We start from the raw sequence: 16,486 nt of genomic DNA, 5'->3' as shown, positions 1-16,486 counted from the left end.
CTTTTAACCGTCAACGAACTCTAAGCAAGGGGATACTGTAAAATGAACCAAACCCTCGAGATTATCTATCAAGTCTGCGGCGGACTAGGGATTTTTCTTCTTGGAATGAAGAATATGTCCGAAGGGATGCAGGCCGTGGCAGGGGAGCGGCTTCGGAAAATGATTGGAGCCGTCACAAACAACCGCATTCTGGCCTGCGGTGTCGGGCTGCTGGTGACAATGATTATTCAGTCCAGCTCTGTGACAACCGTTATGGTGGTCGGACTCGTCAATGCGGGCATAATGACGCTCCTGCAGGCCATCGGCGTCATTATGGGGGCCAACATCGGAACGACCATCACCGGCTGGATTCTGGTAATCAATATCGGTAAATACGGACTGCCCATGCTCGGGGCTGCGTCATTCTTTTATTTGTTTTCCAAACGAGACCGTGTCCGTTTCACCGCAATGTTTCTGATGGGGCTGGGAATGGTCTTCTTCGGCCTTGAGCTGATGAAAAACGGCTTTTCCCCCCTGAAAGATATGCCGGGATTCATCAGCTGGTTTCACCGTTTCCAGCCGGACAGCTACTTCGGCATTTGGAAATGCGTTTTGGTGGGCACCCTTTTAACCGCCGTCTTTCAGTCCTCTTCGGCAACCGTTGGCATTACGCTCGGACTGGCGGACATCGGCATCATTGGTTTTCCGACGGCAGCTGCCTTAATTCTCGGAGAAAATATCGGGACAACCGTTACAGCTCTGCTGGCTTCCATTGGAGCCAACAGCAATGCCCGGCGGGCGGCTCTGGCGCATTCTTTCTTTAATCTGCTCGGGGTCTGCTGGATAACATTGATTTTCCCATGGTATGCAGGTTTCATTGAACGAATCATCACCATTCGGAATATCGGGGCCGTCCAGGCCGTTGTTGTGACGGAAAAGGATGATGCCGTTGTTTACGAGTACGCTCAAAAAGCACGTTTGCCGGAAAACGCACTTTTTAAAATTTCTTCTCCGTCGCTGAACAATCCTGAGCAGAAAGAACTCCTTCCGGATAAACCTTTTATGATGGCGGCTGATTTCAAAGAGGCCTTCGAAAAACGAAATTTGCCCGAAAAACCGGTCTATAACAAAGACTGATTTGTCAAATACCCCTTTTCCCAACCGGCCATTGCTTTGACACACTCTTTGTTTAATATTGTTAATACTCTGATCTTTTTGCCCTTAGCGGGGCTGCTTGCACGCCTTTTGATGTGGCTGGTTCGGGAAGAGCCGGCGCCGGAAATCCCGCGGCTGACATACCTGAATATCCGGATGCTCGATACCCCGGCAATCGGCATCCAGCAGTCTCTGAAAGAAGTCATTCGAATGGGGCAGACCGTCATTCAGATGATGAATGAGCTGGAACCGATGCTGTCCAATCAGCCGCCTGAAGAAAAGAAAGCGGATGAGATTTTCCAGAAAGAAAACGACCTGGACATTATCCAGATGGAGATTGTGCAGTTCCTGGGCGATATTTTGTCCGGGAATATTTCCCACGACGTGATTGATGAAAGCCGCCGACAGATTCGTATGGCGGATGAATTTGAGTCGGTCAGCGATTATATTGCCGCTATTCTGAAGCTGCGTCTGAAGCTTCGCGATAATCAGCTGACCATCAGCCCGGAGGGCTTAGAGGAACTTCGCACCCTTCATAAGAAGGCGGCCGACTATCTTCGAATGGTCCAGACGGTTCTGGAAGAAGATAATCCTACGCCGGAATTTTTCAGCGAAGCCCAGAGCAAAGGCACAGCCATTACAAAGTATATGAAGGAATGCCGGGCTCACCATCTGGCCCGCGTGGAAGCCGGCAAAGTCAGTCCTCTTAAAAGTCTGATTTATACAGATATGCTTTCTTCCTATCGCCGCATCAAGGATCATGCCTTTAACATTGCAGAAGTGCTCGTCGGTGAAAAATAAGAAAGTCAGAGGGTTGCCGGAAAAAATTTTTCATTGTTCTTTTTCCCAGGCCGTATACAATACAGGAATGCAGAGCCTAAGGAGCCGAACAATGAAGGATTTCTCAACGCAACAGGCCGTAAAAGGAAAACGCTTTGCGCTGTTCAAAAGTGGGGTGCTCCTGTGGACAATGTCGGCGGTGCTTCTGGCAGCCGCTGAGGAAAAACTCAATCCTCCCGTCAAACGCGCTGTGGTTATTTCCTGTTACGAAATGATAGACAACGGGCTCTATCAATCCATTGTCCGCCGAGGCAATCAGGCCGTTGAGCAGGGGGCGGACTATCTGATTTTGGACATCAGCACATACGGCGGTCTGGTGGAAAGCGCCGATGACATCAGCAAATATCTGATTCTTGACATCGGCAAAAAAATCCACACCGTCGCCTATGTGAGCACAGAGGCCATCAGCGCCGGGGCCATGATCAGTACGTCCTGCAAAGATATCATTATGCGGGAAAACACGACGATCGGATGCAGTGCACCGGTCTCGATGGGCGGTCAGATTGAAGGGGGTGAGCGGGAAAAAATTGAAAGTTTTGTTCGGGCCGCCTTCAGCCGGGCTGCTCAGGCCAACGGATACCCGGAGGCCCTTCTGAAGGCCATGGTCAGCCAGAACCTGGAGGTCTGGCAGGTCCGAAACAAAAAAACCGGACAAAATGAGTACTTCGAAAAAGAATATCTTCCGGCAGACCCCAACACCTATGATCTGGACAATCGGAAACTGATTGTCAAAGAGGGAGAGCTGCTGACCCTGACGGCCTCCAAAGCACTCGAATACGGTATCGCCCGGGCTGTTGTTCCTGATTTGGAGGGGGCGATTGCTTTTCTGGAAAAACGAGACGGTGTGGTTTTTGAACGGCCCATTCCGACGTTCGAAACAACCTGGTCCGAAGAAATGGTTCGTTTTTTGAACTCTCCTCTTGTCGTCAGCATTCTTATTCTGGGCATACTTTTAGGGATTTATGTTGAACTCAATACCCCCGGTGTCGGTCTGCCCAGTCTGGTTGCCCTCGTCTGTCTGATTATCCTGGTCGGCAGCAAATACCTCATCGGAATGGCCAACTGGATTGAAATTGCGTTCCTGCTGCTGGGTATTGTGCTTCTGCTGATTGAAATTTTCATCATCCCCGGCTTCGGCCTGACCGGCGCGGCCGGCATTTTCTGCATTCTGGCAGGGCTGTTCGGAATGCTGATTAAAAATGCTCCGGACGAATTTCCCTGGCCGCAGGGAGATGGTCAATGGAAGGAGTTTCTGGATAATCTGACGGGGGTTTCCCTTGGATTTCTGCTTTTCATTATTATAGCATACCTGTTGGCCAAGTATGTCTTTCCCAAGGGCTTTTTTGTCAAAGGACTGGTTCTTAAAGAGACGGTCCCCTCCGCCTCCTTATCCGTCATTGCTACAGGTCTGCCGGAACATCAGGAAAAAACTCTCCAGCCCGGAGATATCGGCAAAGTCGTCAGTACATGCCGTCCGGCAGGGCAGGCCCGTTTTGGAAACAAAATCGTCGATGTTGTGTCAGAAGCGGAGTTTATCGAGCCCGGCAAAACCGTCGTTATTTGCCGGATATCGGGAAATCGTGTTATCGTCAAAGAGCAGGAGAAAAAAGAATGATAACAGATATCCTTTGGCTTGTATTGGCTGTTTTTCTTTTTGCTGCCTGCGCGATTCTTCTGGTGCTTGAGATTTTTGTACCGAGTTTCGGCCTTTTGACGGTTTCCTCTCTGGTCTGTCTGGGAGCAGGAATTGCCATTTTTTTTGAATACGGGACTCTCACCGGATGGATTGGAGTAGCCGCAGCGGCCGTTTTGATTCCTTTGATTTGGATTATAACCTATCGGCTTTTCCCCAAGACATCCCTCGGCCGTAAAATGATTCTCGGAAAACCGGATGTCGGGAAGGGGGACGCCGTCCCAGACTGCCGAGACCTTCAGGAGATGCTTTCGAAGATTGGAGTCGTCCGAACCCCGCTGCGGCCGGTCGGCATATGTGATTTTGACGGACGGCGTTTTGAGTGCGTCTCTGAGAGGGGGTTTATTGAGGTGGACCAGAAAGTCCAGGTCATACGGGTACAAGGAACTGCTCTGACCGTTCGGCCTGTGGAGGAAATCAAGTAAACAGCAAAGGGCAACAATCTGTCTGATAAGGAAGGTCTTTTCTGAAAGGATTTGATATGAACAGTTTGCAGTACCTTATTCTATTGGAAATTCCGGTTCAGTTCAAAATTGCTCTCTTTATTATTGTCGGCATCATTGTACTGGCTTTCCTGATGGTCATCTTAAAATACGGGAGTCTATGGATACAGGCCTGGCTTTCCGGAGCCCACGTCTCGCTGCTTGAATTGATTGGGATGACCTTCCGAAAGGTGGATGCTCGAATTATCGTCAAAAGCCGAATTATGGCCTGTAAGGCGGGACTGGATATCAGTACCTCACAGCTGGAAAGCCATTACCTGGCAGGGGGACGAGTTCCCAATGTCGTTCGAGCCCTGATAGCCGCCGACCGAGCCAACATCAACCTCAGCTGGAAAGTCGCCACCGCCATCGACCTGGCCGGACGAGATATTCTCGATGCCGTCCAGACCAGCGTCAATCCGAAAGTAATTGACTGCCCGGATCCCCGAAAAGGCAAGGAAACCGTTGATGCCGTTGCACAGGACGGGATTCAGCTGAAAGCCAAAGCAAGGGTTACTGTCCGGGCCAATATCGACCGGCTCATCGGCGGAGCCACGGAAGAAACCATCATCGCACGCGTCGGTGAAGGAATTGTAACCACCATCGGCAGTGCGATTACCCACAAACAAGTTCTGGAAAATCCGGATAAAATCTCCAAATCCGTTTTGGACAAGGGTCTGGATGCCGGAACGGCCTTTGAGATTCTCTCCATTGATATTGCCGATGTGGATGTGGGCGAAAACATCGGGGCTCAGCTGCAGGGCGCCCAGGCCGAAGCCGACCTGAAGCGTGCTAAAGCCGAGGCGGAAAAACGCCGCGCAATGGCCGTTGCCCGCGAACAGGAAATGAAAGCCCTCGTGGAGGAAAACCGGGCCAAAGTCGTCCTGGCTGAAGCGGAAATTCCCAAGGCGATTGCGGAGGCGTTCCGTCAGGGCAACCTCGGCATTATGGACTACTACCGGATGCAGAATATTAAGGCTGACACAACAATGAGGGATTCTATCGCACGCGGAGGCACGGAAAAGAAAGAGGAATAAAAAATGCATCAGGTCGGAGATTTCATCCCGATTTTGTCGGGTATAGAGAGTTTATTAGACGAGTTTGCCGAGATTATAGTCCTTGCCATTTTTGCTATACTTACCGCGGTCGGAAATGCCCTGAAGAAAAAAGCAGAGAAAAATGAGCAGGAGCTTCGCGAAAGTGAAATGCAGAGAGGCAAGACAACCGACCGTGAAAAACCTGCGGTTCAAAAAAAGCCGCCTCGTCAGTACCAACGGCTGCCATATGCCAAAAGCTCAGACAAACCGACACCGCAGGGCTTACAGAGAGCATCTCATCCGCCTCTCAGCCGTAAAGATCGTCCTTTGCCTGTTGCGTTTCCATCAACGTTGCCGCAAGAAACATTGAAAACCGCAGAAATCAAAGTTGCGGAACCATTTGAAACGGACGCTCCTGAACCGCAAAAAGGTCAGCTTGCAACTTCATCTAAGCCAGCAGCGTCAGGTAAACCCGAAAAATCGCCTGTTCAGGCAGGGATAGATATCCGGCTGTTGAGGCAAATGCTTAAAAATCCCAAACACCTGCGATACGTAGTAGCTGCATCCGAGATTTTAGAAAAACCGCTGGCTTTGCGGTGAAAGTTCCTGTGAGGAGTTCTCTAAAGCCCGCATTAAAAATGAGCGGGCTTTTTATTTTTTGAGCCCCCCTATAACGTCCTATAATGTATCTTATGTTGCATTCGGCCAAAACCGGTCTTTTCGTAACAATTTGTCTATACGGAGCTTATGAGAAAATTTATTCTTTAGGACCGGTTGTCTGCGGCAAAATGTTCTCGGACATCTCAGAAAGCTGCTTCCATGTGCTTAGTGTTCTGTCAATCAGACCTAGATTTTCCAGAACAAGTTCAATATTCTGGTAAAGGTCTGACGCATCGTCTCGCTGAAAAACCGCTTTAAGATGCCGCATAGCCCTCGTAAATTGCCTTTGATCGCAAAACAGAATGGCGGTTCGGTAATGCAGCTGAAGCAGCCGGCTGTCCAGAGGTGGCTCGGTGGTTATCCAGTGCAGCGCCTCCTCTGTGCGTCCCATTTCAAAACAGCACATAGCCAGTTTGGTTCTGGCCCGGTAGTGAGTGCTGTTGATTTCAACGGCTTTTCGAAAATGCTGTACTGCCTCCTCATACCGCCCTGAACCCATCAGTAAAATCCCATATTTGTAATAGACATCCGCACAGCTAATCCGTCTGTCAATCTGCTTTTTGTGTGCCCAAAGCACATCTTCAATCTGAACGGTTGTCTTCTCAATATCCCCATGAAGAATGCGATGCGCATCCAGAGCGCCCTGAAAATAAAGCAAAGCCGTTTCTGAATAAAGAAGACCGCTGTTCTGCTGGATGGCCGCCCCCAAAGCAAGCGTTTGCTCGGCTTCGTCATGCTGTCCGGCGGCATACTGGGCCCTGCAAAGTCCCATATACGCATCCACAATCTCGTCATTGATTTCCGCCGCTTGATTGAATTGTTCCGCCGCAAGGGTGTACTGATGATTGCGAAGGTACTGGGTCCCCAGTTTGATCGCTGCTTCCAGATAATTCGGCTGAAGACGAAGGGCATTTTCGTAATGGGCAACCGCTTCTGCGGACTTTTCCGTCTGACTGTAAATATCCGCCAGATACAGATACAAATCCGGCTGAGGCCCTGTCTGCTCCATCAGCCCCATGATGCTCGCAACCGCCTCGTCATACAGGCCGTTGTCGAGCATTTGCTGAAGTTCTTCATTGGGGCTGTCCTGTCGGAAATTATCGGGATGCGACAAAATCGCCATGTTGAAGGTGTCAATGGCTTGTTCGGCTTTTCCGTCCAGCAGATAAAGATTCCCCAGAAGGACGTGGGCACTGATGTCTTCCGGATGTTCTGTAGTCAGCATTTCATATTCCCGGACCGTCTTATCCAACCGGCCGGATTGAAAATAAACAGCCGCCATCCGAAGACGCGGAAGCTGAAGATGGCTTTTAAATTTGATGCAGTCCTGGTAAAACTCTATCGCTTCACTTAAATGCCCCATTCGCTCCCGGCAATAGCCCATTGCATACAGCGCCATGGTATTGCTCGGCTGCCTCAGATAGACACTTTGGAGCTGTTCATAGGCTTCCTGAAGGTCATTTTGATATAAGCACAGAGACGCAGCGGTCATATGTCCGAAAATACAATCCGGATACTCAAATAAATAGTGTTTGAGTTTCTCTCCGGCAGCCCGATATTCCCGCTGCCCCAAATGTTCAAGCACCTCATCCAGATCATTTTGCCAGGGCGGCGGAGCCGGCTGATGCTGCGTGCGAATGGTCATTAGCCAATGCCATATTAATTCGGCCGTATCGACCGTGATTGCCTTTCCAAATATCTCAAGCAGTTTACTCATAAAGAGCACCATCCACAGTTGTTATTGGGGTTCTTTGCAAGTCTTTCCGCTGGTGTTATCGTCAAGCCCTTAAGGGCGGTTAATGTACCCAAGACCCGATAAATGAAAAAAATGCCCCAAACCCTCTCGAATCGCCCAATTTTAGCGGCTGTAGGGGCTGACGGGATAAAAGGAACTGTATCAGAAAAGAATACCTCCTTAACTCCTTTGTAAATCAGCAGATATAAAGCGGTCTCCTCGCGGTAAATTCTCCGCCAAAGACCTTCATAGGAAGAATTTGAATCAATGTCCGAAAAGAACGAAGAGGATTAGCCCCCCCTGTCGGCCTCGGAGGTTTTTTCAATTTCATTCAAGTAAGCCAACGTGCGTTCAAGTTTGTCGCTCAGATGCTTTATTTTCAGCATCGTGCGAACACGAACTACCAATTCCCACTTGTTAATGGGTTTGCTGAGAAAATCATCCGTCCCGGATTGAATCGCACGCTCGATGTCCCCCAATTCATTCAGTGCAGTGACCATAATGACAGGAATTTCTTCCGTTTCCGGATTGCTTTTGATTCTCCGGCAGACTTCGAACCCGCTGATTTTGGGCATCATTACATCCAACAGGACCAAATCCGGATGCTGAGTTTTTACCAACTCGAGGGCCGTATATCCGTCCGGAGCGGAAATCGTCCTGCATTCCACATCTTCCAGACAAGCCAATATCAATTCAAGGTTCTGCGGGTTGTCATCCACCACCAAAACCAAAGGCAATTTATTGTCGATATTATGAGTCATAATTGTCCGTTCCCTCTCATTATACTTCACTCCATCTGTCGGACCCTGTCAAGAAAATCCCGAACAGCCGGTTTGAGAAAAATCGTCTCCGGGTCTTCAATTACCTTTAAAACCGCCTTGCCGGCTTGAACAGCACTATCCAAAGCAGAGGCCTGGGTGTCGAGAAAAAATATCATTCGGCCGCGAATTTCACACAATCCCCCTCCGCCCCCTCCCATCGATTCCTGTCGAACCTGCACCCCTTGACTCGACAGCAATTCCAGAAACTCATCAAGAATGGCCTGATAATCCATAATCTCAAGAAAAATCGCAGGTTAACCGATATTACTTGATAGAGATAAGGTATCTTTTATAGTGAGAAATGACAAGAGTTTTTCTTGTTCCTCTGTGTTAAAATAGGAGAAAAACCTGTTGAACACCATAGAGAAACGGCAAAGTCTGCACCGAAAGATTGAACTGGTAAAGCGAAAAAATCAGGAATTGTCCGCTCAACTGGAACAGATGGAACAATTGTCCATGGTCGGCAAGGCGTGGGCGATGGTGGCTCATGAAATCAACAACCTGCTGACCCCCCTTACCAGTTATGCCCAGATGGCTCTTCAGGACTCCGAAGACACGGAATTAATCCAGAAGGCCCTAAAGAAAGCGGTTCGACTCGGCAGCCAAGCCGCAGAAATTCTTCAACAGGTTCCTGTTTTGGCCGGACAAAAGGAAATGGCCAAAATTCGTTATTCAATCCGGCAGCTCTTCGAAGACGCTTTTTCCACGATGGCTCGCGATTTTCGCAAGGACGGAATCCGGGTCATCAAAGAGATTCCCGAGGAACTTTCCGCCCCGCTGGACCCGATAGGAATGCGTCAGGTTCTGATCAATCTGATTCTCAATGCTCGGGAAGCCATGCTCGGCAAGGGCGGTCGCCTGGAGATTCGGGCCAATCCGCACGGCAAAGGCCTTCAAATCTCTATTTCCGATACCGGCTGCGGCATTCCTCCTGAGCAGCTCCCCCATATCTTTGAACCTTTTTTCACAACTAAAGACGGAAAACAGGGCCGGCGGAAAGGGAATGGGGTTGGATTGGCTTTTTGCAAAAGGGTACTCGAAAATCACGGCGGAACTATTGAGGTTCAATCCGTCTGCGGCCGGGGAACTGTTTTTACGCTCTGGCTGCCGGACGGCTCTTAAAATCTTTCAGGATTACATTGCTCCATGGAAGCAGGGTGGCAATATGGATGGCGGCTTCTTCTGATGGCAGCCCTGTTATGCGGTTCGGCCTTCTGTTCAGCATCTGAAACCGCCTTTTTCCATCTTTCTCATCGTCAATTGTCCTTGTTTTCGAAATCCGCTTTGCCGACTGAACAGCTTGTCCACAAGCTCCTTCTTCAGCCCAGCCGATTTCTGACCGCCATTCTTTTCGGCAATATGATGGTCAATGTCTCGTTTTATTCTCTGGCCAGCGTTTTTTCTCTCAAAGTTGCGAAGAATGTAAATCCGATGGCAGGGTCTTTTTGTGCCGTCCTGTTCTTTATCATTCTGGTTCTGTTTGGGGAGATGCTTCCAAAATCGCTGGCTTATTCCAACGCACCTCGATTCTGTCGATGGGCCTCTGTGCCCTGCTGGCTGGGGCTTCAGGTGCTCGGTCCTCTTATGTCCGCTCTGGACTTTGGATTGGTCCGTCCGTTCTGCCGTCTTTTTCTGGGAAATCAGTGTTATCAGACACCGCGTTCTGTGAATGCCGCATACCTGAATCTGATATTGAACTCCTCAGCTCGTCAGGGTTTGCTCACACCGGATGAAAACCGAATTTTAACGGAAGTAGTCCATTTTGGTTTCCTGAAAGTCCGCCATGTAATGGTTCCCCGTGTGGACATGCCTGCTTGCGAAGAAAAAACCCCCCTTCCAGCCGTCTTAAAACTGTTCGCCCAGTCTCGTCAGAAGTATCTGCCCGTCTATCGCGAACGGATTGATAACATTCTGGGCGTCCTTTATCTTCCGGACCTTTTGCAGCGGAGAAATGCCCCGCTTTCTTCTCTGCTGCACCCCCCTTTTTTTGTCCCGGAACAAAAAACCGCCGAATCTCTTCTGGAAACATTTCGAAAAGAAAAAAGAGAATTCGCTGTCGTAGTGGATGAATACGGAGGTGTCGCCGGTTCTGTTACATTGCAGAACTTGCTCGAAGAACTCGTATCAACTTCGGACTCAGCGGAAGAAGAAGAGCCGATTCAGGTCATCGGACCGTTGACCTACCGGCTTGCGGCGGACTTGCCTTTATATGAATGGATAGAACCTGAGGAAATAGAGCCGGAATACCGCCATTTGGCAACTGTCGGCGGACTCGTGACTGCCCTGCTTGGTCGGACGGCGCGTCCCGGCGATCGAGTCCAATGGAAAAACCTTGATTTTACCGTCGAAAACGTCTCCAGGAACCGCATTTCCTCGCTCATCCTTACGCTGCATTCCTCCTCGGAGCAACCTATCAGGGAGGAATCACAATGACCTTTTTTACCGCTTTGACAGTTCTGGTTATTCTTGTTGGTCTGAGCGGAATTATGGCCGGTGCAGAAACCGGAACCTATCGGCTCAGCCGTTTCCGGCTTCGACTGGGGTGCGAACAAAAAAGACCGTTTCATCTTCTTCTTTCTCACGTGGTTCAGGACAGCCACGGTTTGATTCTCAGTCTTCTAATGGCCAACAATCTGGCAAACTATTTTGCCACCAGTCTGGCCGCCTATTTGTTCTACACCCGCTTAAAAAATCCGGGACTCGCGGAACTGTACTCCAGTGCCGTTATGACACCGCTGTTATTTATCTTTGTGGACATCCTTCCCAAAAATCTTTTTTATTATAGAGCCGATTCTTTTCTGCTCACGCTGTCCCCGCTGATTTGGTTTGTCTATAACCTGTTTACCCGGACCGGTCTTACATCCCTTCTGAAATGGTTTTCAGGACGGCTGAATCGGTTCTTTCACACTTCAATCGATATGCCGCTGGCCGTCGATTTAACGCAGCGAGAGCAGATTCAGCAGATTTTCCACGAAACGCGTGAAGAGGGTTTGCTCAGCGATATCCAAAAATCAATGATGGATCGACTGCTTCGGACTCCCTCTCTGCCGGTTACCTCCGTGATGACCCCCTGGCGGCAGGTCCGGATGCTTGACCTCCACACCCCCAGCGAACAAATCATTGCCCAGCTGATCCAGTCTCCTTTTGTCCGTCTGCCTGTTTACGATAAAACGACCCAAAAAATACGAGGATGGGTCGAGGTGTACGATGTCATCGCATGCTCAGCAGGGTTCACGACGTTGGAACCTTTTCTGAAACCCATTATGACTGTATCTGCCGGCTGTTCCGTTCTTTCCGCTCTTCATCAAATGCGCCGTCAAAAACAAACGCTGGCTTTGGTTGTATCGGAAACATCCTCTGCCCATTCCCAGGAAATTCTCGGTTTGGTTACCTGCCGAGATTTAATTGAAGAGTTTACCGGAGAACTGCCCTAAAAAAGCGCTTTCACCAGCGTCCGTCAAAAACGGCTTTGGTGATATCGTTGATTTTGCTGCGCATCTCACTGCCGCCCCCTTCCGTCAAAATGCTGAAAAGTAAATCCCCCTGCGGGCTGTGACAAATGCCCGAAAAAGCTCTTACACCGCTGATAAAACCGGTCTTGCCGGCGATTTTTCCCTTATACGGGGGTTCACGGAAATACCGTTCAGCGGTCCCGTCTACCCCCCCCTGCGAAAGAGACGACTCATAAATCTGCCGACAAGGCCCCTGAAACATATCTTGAAGGACTTTGACAATGGCCTCCGAAGTAAGCCGATTTTCTCGACTGAGACCGCTGCCGTCTTTGAGAACAAACTGTTCTTCCGGAATCCCCAACGACAGCAGATACCGTCGAATCAAATGCAGCCCGTGCGGCCACTCCCCGTTAATCCGCCCTTGCGTATTTTCCGCAGAAATGGTCTTCACAAGGGCTTCAGCCGCCAGTCCTAAACTGTCCTTGTTTGAGCGGTTCAGAACCTCTGATAAAGGAGTGCGGAAAACCCGAAAAACCCGAATATTGGGGTCTGTTTTAATGTACTTTTGCACCAGTTTTCCGCGAACCTGAATCCCTTTTTCAGCCAGTTTTTCCAACAAAAGACTGCCGAAAAGCCCTGCCGGATTCTCAATGGCCACATCAAAGCCGGTACTTTGATTCAGATTCCCCTTCACCGTCAGCACGTTTGGGACTTTATTTCGATAAGCACCGACTGCACTGGCTCCGGAAGAAACCAGTTTTACCTGGTTTACAATCGTCACATATTCTGTCGGCGGGTCCAGTTCGATAATCGCCCCTTTGCCGCCCCGACGGACGGTCAGGTGAACGCAATTTCGATTAAAATTCAATCCGGACACCTCACAGGCATACCATCGATTGAGCTGGTCCGGAGGCCAGTGCGGGTGAACCCGGTTGCTGTCAAAAAAAGTGTCATCCAAAATCACATCGCCGAGGGTTTTGACGCCCTGACCGAGAAGGTCCTGTGCAATTTGCTCAAAAATAGAAACCGCTGACGGCCCGTGAAGTCCGGGTTCGCCCAGCAGCGGGTCTCCCCCGCCGATGACAACCAAATGACTGTCCAGCAGGCCGACACGAGTTTCAAAAGCATATTCCGCCCCTAAATAATGCAGCGCGGCCGCCGAAACAATCAGCTTCATATTGGAAGCCGGAATCATCGGCTCCCTGCTCTGATGAGAAAACAGAGTTTGTCCTGTATCGGCCTGAACCACCGTTACGGAGATTTTCTCTTTCGCCGGATTGATCGAACGGAGAAGCTCAGAGACAGATGCAGTTTCCTTCCGGGCCGCCCCGCCGGCAGTCAAAGCGATTAAAACAAACAATATCAGATTGATTCGCTCTTTTTTCATAGGGAATGGCTATTTACCACAAATACAAAGCTGAATCAAGTCCGTACCGGGAAACAGTGGTTCAAAATTCAGCGGGATACGAAGGAGGAATATCTCAGCGGCGGCCAGTCAAACTCCGATAACGAAATAAGATGTCCCAGACGATCAACTGACTTGACAAATTCGCTGTAATTGCCCGGTTTGTTCATATAAGCGGCGCATCCCAATTCATAACTTCGCTCCACATCAGCCGGATTTGTAGAGGTGGTGAGCATAAAAACAGGAATGGAATATAAAGTAGGGTCTTCCTTGATACACCGCAATACCTCAATGCCGTTTTTCCCCGGCAGGCGAATGTCCATCAAAATCAGATATCGTCCGCCTTCCAGCCGCTCCGGTCCCTGATGAAAAAGAAAATTGAGCAGTTCTTCCCCATTTCGAAAATGAATAATTTCCTTGGGAACACAGCTTCGTTTCAGATTCTTCTGAATCAGTGCAAAGTGTCCAAAATCATCTTCCGCAATGAGAATTGTAGGGGCGGTTTGACTCATAAAACTGCTCCCATGGCCTCCGGAACCGGCAGCTCCGGCAGTTCCACTACGGACAAAAAATCTGATACTTGTCGGAACATTTCGGAAAAATGCTCCGGAATATCCGGTTTTCTTAGACAAAAACTGCATCCGTAACGATAACATTGCTCAAGAACCTGTTGTTCATTTTCCGATGTCAGAAGAACTATGACCGGAATCTTTTTCAATTGCGGGTTGGTCTTGATCGTCCCAAGAACCTCTAATCCGTTAACTTGAGGCAGCTGAATATCAACGAAAAGAAGACAGGGGCGACAAAATACAGTTTCGGCCTCCTGAATCTGACTTAAAGCATTCAGGAGTTTTTGTCCGTCACAAAAGCGAATGATTTCGGAGGGGTAACCGTTGTGCTGCAGGTTTTTTTCAATAACAGCAAAATCCGCATCATTGTTTTCTGCAACCAAAACAAACGCCTTCTTTTTCATCCTATACCCCCTTTTGCTTCTTAGGCGGTTCTTTTAAGAACACCCCTCTCCTTATTCTGGTACTATATCCTGAACCCCCTGCAGGCACAAGAAAAATAAAAAAACGGCCGAAAAAGCCGTTAAGATCCTCCCTATACAGAATAGAATACCTCCATATTATCCTGTAATATTATTTTTTTTAGTCAATTGACAATCTTTTTTGCTTCCGCTATAGTGTTCTTGTTAGTGCCAAACTTATGGAAACAGCGGTTTTCTTTGCCGTGGCGGGCTTCCGGAGTATCTGTGGATGAATATTCCGGAAGCTTTTTTTTGAGAAAAATTCTAAGGTACTTTTTATCAGCTGCTTATGGAATCAAAAAACAAGCCCGGCCCTAAAGGACTCGTCCAGGCAGCGGTCATCAAAAACCAGCCTATCCGGACGCAATTCTGGAAATTGCTCTTAAAACTGGATGCAGAAGGAAGCCGTTTTTTTTTGAATGCTTTGCCGGGACAGTTCGCTGAATTTGATTTAACTAACACCCCCTTGCCGCCGATGGATTTGATTCCAGAAAATCTGCGGGAACATGCCGGCAGAACGATTCTTCTTCGCAGACCGTTCAGTTTCTCTGACATTTTCATAAATTACTCCAGTGAAGGAACTTATGTTTCTCTTGAAGTGATATACTGCGTCCTCGGACCCGCAACAGTCCGAATGACCTCCCTTCGACCGGGCGATGTGATTTCTGTTCTCGGCCCCCTCGGCAACGGTTTTTGGTACCCGGAAAATATAAAATACGCCCTTCTTGTAACCGGCGGAATGGGGGCTCCTCCGATTCTTCATCTGGCCTCTTTCTTGAAAAAGCATTATCCTTCAATTGAAAGTACAGCTTTTGTGGGTGCCCGGTCAATCGATATGCTGCCGTTTGAGATAAAAATCGGCAACAAAACCGGTATCATGCTGGAGGAATTTGAGCGGCTCGCTATTCCTGCTTACGTATCGACCGATGATGGTTCGGCTGGACGAAAGGGGGTTGTTACAGAGTCTCTCAAAGAATGGCTCCAGACCCAAAAGCCCGCTCCGGAACAGACCGTCATTTATGCCTGCGGCCCTGAACCGATGCTGGCTGCCTGTGCGGAGCTTGCCCAGAAGCATCGGATCAGCTGCCAGGTAAGTATGGAGCGGATGATGGCCTGCGGTATCGGGCTCTGCCAGAGCTGTGCCGTTCGAATTCAGTCCGACTCGCCGGCCCCCCTTTACCGGTTATGCTGCAAGGAGGGCCCGGTTTTTGACAGCCGTACAGTTCTTTTTGGGGAAGGCCGATGACGGAAAACCGCCCGAATTTGTCTGTAAATTTTGCCGGTCTTCAGTTATCGAATCCGATTGTTTTGGCCTCCGGCACCTGCGGCTATGCGGATGAACTCACAGAATTTTTCAATATGGAAAACATTGGGGGGCTGGTGACCAAAAGCATTACACTCCACCCTCGGCCCGGCAACCCAACCCCGAGGATTGTCGAAACCGACTCCGGAATGCTGAACGCAATCGGACTGGCCAACATCGGCCTGAAGGCCTTTATTCAGGAGAAGGTTCCGATTCTCCAATTCCTGCCTACGGCCGTTTTTGTCAATGTTGCAGGCCGGACGGTGGAAGAATATGTTTCGGTCATCGAAGGATTGGCTCCCCTGGAGGCAATTGACGGTTTTGAACTGAACATCAGTTGTCCCAATGTCAAACAGGGCGGAATTACTTTCGGTACAGATCCGCATCAGATTGAGCAGATTACCCGCGCAGCCAAAAAAGCGGTCGGCAGAAAACCTCTTATGGTAAAACTAACCCCCACGGTGACCGATATTTCAGTTACAGCCCGGGCTGCCATACAGGGCGGCGCCGATGCCCTCAGTCTGGTGAATACCTTCACAGCAATGGTCATCGACATTGAAAAAAGAAAACCTGTTCTGGCCAACCGAACCGGCGGACTGAGCGGACCGGCCATTAAACCCATTGCCGTTTATCTGGTTCACAAGGTTTATACGGAAGCGGCCCGCCCCGCCGGGATTCCCCTGCTCGGAATGGGCGGCATCCGAACGGCCGCCGACGCCGTCGAGTTTCTCTTGGCCGGTGCATCGGCTGTCGCTGTCGGAACAGCCACCTTCATCCACCCGGATACAGCCGTCCGCATTCGCAATGGTCTTGAAGCATACTGCAGAAAACATCAAATTTCTCACATTTCCGAGCTCACCGGCGGCTTGCAGTAAACAGACCCGCCTGGTATAA

At 49.5% G+C, this 16,486-nt stretch carries 17 protein-coding genes; 11 read left to right on the top strand and 6 right to left on the bottom strand.

Annotated features, from left to right (window positions below; translation table 11 throughout):
* The first annotated feature begins 42 nt into the window (after nt 1-42).
* The 6 genes from PKY88_03230 to PKY88_03205 all read left to right on the top strand — a co-directional run bounded on the left by PKY88_03230 (nt 43) and on the right by PKY88_03205 (nt 5,786).
* The gene (locus PKY88_03230; protein ID HOQ04213.1) at nt 43-1,116 is read left to right on the top strand and encodes a Na/Pi cotransporter family protein; all 1,074 of its coding nucleotides are present in this window, start codon (nt 43-45) and stop codon (nt 1,114-1,116) included.
* Nucleotides 1,117-1,194: 78 nt separating this feature from the next.
* Entirely contained in the window at nt 1,195-1,935 is a 741-nt protein-coding gene (locus PKY88_03225) for a PhoU domain-containing protein (GenBank protein HOQ04212.1), read from the top strand.
* 91 nt (nt 1,936-2,026) lie between these two features.
* The gene (locus PKY88_03220) at nt 2,027-3,589 is read left to right on the top strand and encodes an NfeD family protein (protein HOQ04211.1); all 1,563 of its coding nucleotides are present in this window, start codon (nt 2,027-2,029) and stop codon (nt 3,587-3,589) included.
* A complete protein-coding gene (locus PKY88_03215) occupies nt 3,586-4,092 on the top strand; it encodes an NfeD family protein (GenBank protein HOQ04210.1) in 507 nt (168 codons plus the stop codon). The genes PKY88_03220 and PKY88_03215 overlap by 4 nt, the downstream gene beginning before the upstream one ends.
* A gap of 56 nt (nt 4,093-4,148) precedes the next feature.
* Nucleotides 4,149-5,186, top strand: coding sequence for a flotillin-like protein FloA (gene floA / locus PKY88_03210; GenBank protein ID HOQ04209.1), 1,038 nt, complete (start codon nt 4,149-4,151; stop codon nt 5,184-5,186).
* A gap of 3 nt (nt 5,187-5,189) precedes the next feature.
* Nucleotides 5,190-5,786: a hypothetical protein gene (locus PKY88_03205; GenBank protein ID HOQ04208.1), complete on the top strand. Its 597-nt coding sequence runs from the start codon at nt 5,190-5,192 to the stop codon at nt 5,784-5,786.
* 157 nt (nt 5,787-5,943) lie between these two features.
* Here PKY88_03205 and PKY88_03200 read toward each other — a convergent pair whose 3' ends face one another.
* From PKY88_03200 to PKY88_03190, 3 genes are all read right to left on the bottom strand, one after another.
* Nucleotides 5,944-7,563: a tetratricopeptide repeat protein gene (locus PKY88_03200; protein HOQ04207.1), complete on the bottom strand. Its 1,620-nt coding sequence runs from the start codon at nt 7,561-7,563 to the stop codon at nt 5,944-5,946.
* 308 nt (nt 7,564-7,871) lie between these two features.
* Nucleotides 7,872-8,342 (bottom strand): response regulator, encoded by a 471-nt coding sequence (locus PKY88_03195; GenBank protein ID HOQ04206.1) that lies wholly within the window; start codon nt 8,340-8,342, stop codon nt 7,872-7,874.
* Nucleotides 8,343-8,368: 26 nt separating this feature from the next.
* Nucleotides 8,369-8,635, bottom strand: a complete 267-nt coding sequence (locus tag PKY88_03190; GenBank protein HOQ04205.1) for a hypothetical protein — start codon at nt 8,633-8,635, stop codon at nt 8,369-8,371.
* Between the two features lie 118 nt (nt 8,636-8,753).
* Between PKY88_03190 and PKY88_03185 the strand changes: the two genes are divergently transcribed.
* Genes PKY88_03185 through PKY88_03175 form a run of 3 tightly spaced genes read left to right on the top strand, consistent with a single transcriptional unit; the run spans nt 8,754 to nt 11,836 of the window.
* Nucleotides 8,754-9,524, top strand: coding sequence for an ATP-binding protein (locus tag PKY88_03185; protein HOQ04204.1), 771 nt, complete (start codon nt 8,754-8,756; stop codon nt 9,522-9,524).
* Nucleotides 9,525-9,548: 24 nt separating this feature from the next.
* Nucleotides 9,549-10,835, top strand: coding sequence for a hemolysin family protein (locus PKY88_03180; protein HOQ04203.1), 1,287 nt, complete (start codon nt 9,549-9,551; stop codon nt 10,833-10,835).
* Complete coding sequence (locus PKY88_03175; protein HOQ04202.1) at nt 10,832-11,836, top strand: CNNM domain-containing protein; 1,005 nt, start codon at nt 10,832-10,834, stop codon at nt 11,834-11,836. The genes PKY88_03180 and PKY88_03175 overlap by 4 nt, the downstream gene beginning before the upstream one ends.
* 10 nt (nt 11,837-11,846) lie before the next feature.
* On the opposite strand, the gene dacB is transcribed toward PKY88_03175, so the two are convergent.
* The 3 genes from dacB to PKY88_03160 form a co-directional block, all read right to left on the bottom strand.
* Entirely contained in the window at nt 11,847-13,241 is a 1,395-nt protein-coding gene (dacB, locus tag PKY88_03170; protein ID HOQ04201.1) for a D-alanyl-D-alanine carboxypeptidase/D-alanyl-D-alanine-endopeptidase, read from the bottom strand.
* A gap of 68 nt (nt 13,242-13,309) precedes the next feature.
* Entirely contained in the window at nt 13,310-13,771 is a 462-nt protein-coding gene (locus PKY88_03165; protein HOQ04200.1) for a response regulator, read from the bottom strand.
* Nucleotides 13,768-14,232, bottom strand: a complete 465-nt coding sequence (locus PKY88_03160) for a response regulator (protein HOQ04199.1) — start codon at nt 14,230-14,232, stop codon at nt 13,768-13,770. Before PKY88_03160 ends, PKY88_03165 begins: the two co-directional genes overlap by 4 nt.
* Before the next feature lie 472 nt (nt 14,233-14,704).
* Between PKY88_03160 and PKY88_03155 the strand changes: the two genes are divergently transcribed.
* Nucleotides 14,705-15,535 (top strand): dihydroorotate dehydrogenase electron transfer subunit, encoded by an 831-nt coding sequence (locus tag PKY88_03155; GenBank protein ID HOQ04198.1) that lies wholly within the window; start codon nt 14,705-14,707, stop codon nt 15,533-15,535.
* Nucleotides 15,532-16,467, top strand: coding sequence for a dihydroorotate dehydrogenase (locus tag PKY88_03150; protein HOQ04197.1), 936 nt, complete (start codon nt 15,532-15,534; stop codon nt 16,465-16,467). The genes PKY88_03155 and PKY88_03150 overlap by 4 nt, the downstream gene beginning before the upstream one ends.
* Nucleotides 16,468-16,486 lie beyond the last annotated feature (19 nt).

The organism is Anaerohalosphaeraceae bacterium (assembly GCA_035378985.1).
In the GTDB taxonomy this organism is placed as follows: domain Bacteria; phylum Planctomycetota; class Phycisphaerae; order Sedimentisphaerales; family Anaerohalosphaeraceae; genus JAHDQI01.
This window is presented reverse-complemented; position numbering and strand designations above follow the sequence as displayed.

Coding starts and splice junctions, on each gene's coding strand:
- PKY88_03230 (HOQ04213.1), top strand. CDS start 43: ATGAACCAAACCCTCGAGATTATCTATCAAGTCTGCGGCGGACTAGGG.
- PKY88_03220 (HOQ04211.1), top strand. CDS start 2,027: ATGAAGGATTTCTCAACGCAACAGGCCGTAAAAGGAAAACGCTTTGCG.
- PKY88_03215 (HOQ04210.1), top strand. CDS start 3,586: ATGATAACAGATATCCTTTGGCTTGTATTGGCTGTTTTTCTTTTTGCT.
- floA (HOQ04209.1), top strand. CDS start 4,149: ATGAACAGTTTGCAGTACCTTATTCTATTGGAAATTCCGGTTCAGTTC.
- PKY88_03205 (HOQ04208.1), top strand. CDS start 5,190: ATGCATCAGGTCGGAGATTTCATCCCGATTTTGTCGGGTATAGAGAGT.
- PKY88_03200 (HOQ04207.1), bottom strand. CDS start 7,563: ATGAGTAAACTGCTTGAGATATTTGGAAAGGCAATCACGGTCGATACG.
- PKY88_03195 (HOQ04206.1), bottom strand. CDS start 8,342: ATGACTCATAATATCGACAATAAATTGCCTTTGGTTTTGGTGGTGGAT.
- PKY88_03190 (HOQ04205.1), bottom strand. CDS start 8,635: ATGGATTATCAGGCCATTCTTGATGAGTTTCTGGAATTGCTGTCGAGT.
- PKY88_03180 (HOQ04203.1), top strand. CDS start 9,549: ATGGAAGCAGGGTGGCAATATGGATGGCGGCTTCTTCTGATGGCAGCC.
- PKY88_03175 (HOQ04202.1), top strand. CDS start 10,832: ATGACCTTTTTTACCGCTTTGACAGTTCTGGTTATTCTTGTTGGTCTG.
- dacB (HOQ04201.1), bottom strand. CDS start 13,241: ATGAAAAAAGAGCGAATCAATCTGATATTGTTTGTTTTAATCGCTTTG.
- PKY88_03165 (HOQ04200.1), bottom strand. CDS start 13,771: ATGAGTCAAACCGCCCCTACAATTCTCATTGCGGAAGATGATTTTGGA.
- PKY88_03160 (HOQ04199.1), bottom strand. CDS start 14,232: ATGAAAAAGAAGGCGTTTGTTTTGGTTGCAGAAAACAATGATGCGGAT.
- PKY88_03150 (HOQ04197.1), top strand. CDS start 15,532: ATGACGGAAAACCGCCCGAATTTGTCTGTAAATTTTGCCGGTCTTCAG.